The following is a 2,003-nucleotide window of genomic DNA, read 5'->3' as shown; positions in this document are numbered from 1 at the left end:
CTCATCGAGAGAAAGCTAAGATGACTCTATTAATAGATAACAGCAATATTGCTGCTGAGGATGCAGATTTAATTTTATCTAGTGTGGTGATGAATTTATTAATGGAGTCAGAATTAGAGGTAGATGAAGGACCAGAAATTGTTTTGCTTGGGGAGTTGAGTCAAATACAGTGGTCAGCTTTAATTCCTCAGTTGCAAGGTCGGATTAAATTGGAACATGAGAATCAAGAAGTAAAAGTTAAACTCAAAGCAGATAGCATTCCATCGATAGCGGTGGATAGCTTAAAAGAAAAGTTGGATTGGATTGATTTATCATCAAAACAAATTATTCCCAAGCAGGATAATTTTGAGAATCAACCTATTAACAAAATTAAATCTGAATCATTAACAGAGAAAGATGAAGCTGAAAAGATTTTAAGTGAGTTAGAAATTTTAGAAAAAGGAACGATTGAAAGTGGTCAACCTCTAGGTTTTTTTAGGGAAATAGGAGATGTAGAAAATTACTACGAACAGACACAAAAAGTAGTCAATGATATTCATTCCTTTATTTTCCAAAACCCAGATAATAATACTGCTCATCAAATAGCTAAATGGTTTACTCTCAAAGCAAAATTATTTCTCTATTTTAGTCAAGCAAATTTAAAAGAAATTTATAAAAAGCGTGCAGAAATTATCGAATTTGCCTTATCCAAGTCATTGCGACTTATACCATTTCTCAAAAAGAATGCTATACCCGATCGGGTGGGGAAGTGTGGGGAGTGTGGGGAGTGTGGGGAGGAGTAAACATAAGAATAATAAACATTAACTGGGGTCTTTTTAGCAAAAAAGTAATTTCTCCTGTATTAATTACTTAATAACTGAAGTGCGACCTAAGCATAGCAATGCTTTTGGGAATTGGTATTACACTCATGGAAGGAAGCAATCTCCGCGCACCCCTGAGATTGCTTCCTATCGTCGCAATGACGACTATTCAACCGGATTCAAGATAAATTGGAACATGAGAATAAGGAAGCGATAATGCTGCGCATCACTACCGTGAACGCTCAAGCTAAAGCTGAGAAAATTGCATTATTCAACTAGACAACTAAAAATCAAAATAAAAATTAGACATCTCCGAAAAAGATATAGACTTTTTGTCAGAGTAGGGAACGGGGAACAGGGAACAGGGAACAGGGAACAGGTAAGATATTTTTAGGAAAAAGGTACGAAAAATGATTTTGTGAGGAACTTTTACAACTATAGATTATGCTAAATAAAGGGCAGTTTTATTTTATGGAGATGTCTATTGATTATGACAACCAGTATAGCTACTGAAAAATTGAATAGTAAACACAGTTTTTCTGGTTCAGTTTATTTTTATCTATGCCATGAACAAGCTTATGAGCATTTAATGATTAATATCGCTGATGGGCTAAAAGTATTAGGGGTCCCATTTTATGCTAATTTTAATTATTGGAAAACAGAATTAGATTCAGAATCATATCTTTTTAATTATGATTCTAGTATCAATCATTGGGATTGTTCAATTGTAGTTTTAAGCAATCACTGGTTTGAAAATCATCAAAGCATACCTGAAGGTTTCTTCGATCAGAAAAGAAAATATGTCACCGTTTATTTAGACGATACAGATGGTCCTAGTCTCCTTTTATATGACCTAAATCCTACTTTAATGAACAATTTTGATATTGTTTTAAGAACAGGTTGTAATAATTTTGTTCAACATCCTAATAATTTACACCCTTGGTTTTTTGGCATCTCTAATCGAATTTTAAAATCAACTCAACAAGTTAGCAAATTTGAGGAGAGAATGCCAAAATTACTGATTAATTATAGAGTCAAACATGACACATTATTATTATTTGGTATAGATGCTTCGGTGCAGATTCCAGGAATACAAAGAACGAATTATATACAAGATGATAAATGGGTAGAATACACTGTAAATTTTCCCCTAAGAAAAATTGCTGACGAACGTTTTTACCCTGTAATAAAAAATATTCTCAA

Annotated in this window: 1 protein-coding gene and 1 pseudogene; both read left to right on the top strand. The window is 33.2% G+C overall.

All coding sequences use genetic code 11. The annotated features are described in order from the left end of the window. Positions 1 to 782 (top strand): annotated as a pseudogene (locus F6K27_RS32980) (hypothetical protein); the annotation flags it as partial. A gap of 508 nt (positions 783 to 1,290) precedes the next feature. Then, positions 1,291 to 2,003 (top strand): hypothetical protein (locus F6K27_RS32975; protein ID WP_287300972.1); only part of this gene is annotated, 713 nt, incomplete at its 3' end.

It is taken from the genome of Okeania sp. SIO2F5, assembly GCF_010692685.1.
Lineage (GTDB): Bacteria > Cyanobacteriota > Cyanobacteriia > Cyanobacteriales > Microcoleaceae > Okeania > Okeania hirsuta.
Note: the sequence above shows the minus strand (reverse complement) of the source record. Positions and strands in the feature narration are given on the sequence as shown.